Origin of the sequence: Klebsiella sp. K-Nf6, from assembly GCF_002806655.1 — a bacterium.
Lineage (GTDB): Bacteria > Pseudomonadota > Gammaproteobacteria > Enterobacterales > Enterobacteriaceae > Klebsiella > Klebsiella variicola.
Map to the genome: position 1 here is coordinate 1 of NZ_PIBN01000068.1, position 327 is coordinate 327.

At 64.2% G+C, this 327-nt stretch carries 2 protein-coding genes; both read right to left on the bottom strand.

Annotated elements, in window-relative coordinates; all coding sequences use genetic code 11:
- Positions 1-196 (bottom strand): sodium ion-translocating decarboxylase subunit beta (locus CWM61_RS28665; RefSeq protein ID WP_206054243.1); only part of this gene is annotated, 196 nt, incomplete at its 3' end.
- Positions 197-211: 15 nt separating this feature from the next.
- A partial coding sequence (locus CWM61_RS28670; protein ID WP_133122486.1) for a biotin/lipoyl-containing protein occupies positions 212-327 on the bottom strand: 116 nt, incomplete at its 5' end.

Here is a 327-nt window from a genome sequence, read left to right on the forward strand (position 1 = left end):
GCGCGCTCAGCGCCAGCCCGGCCTCCGGGATATTGGAGAGCAGGCCGCCGAAGCCGATCGGCAGCAGCAGTAACGGCTCGAACTTTTTAGCAATCGCCAGCCACAGCAGCAGCAGGCTGACCAGCAGCATGATGGCCTGGCCGGCGCCGAGGTGCATCAGCCCCATGCCCTGAATCAGGGCGTTCAGACTTTCCATTTCCGCTCCTCGTCCTTACGCCAGCTGCAGCAGAGTGTCGCCGACAGAAACCGCATCGCCGGCTTTCACCGCGATACCGCGTACGGTCCCGGCCTGCGCGGCGCGGATTTCGGTTTCCATCTTCATGGCCT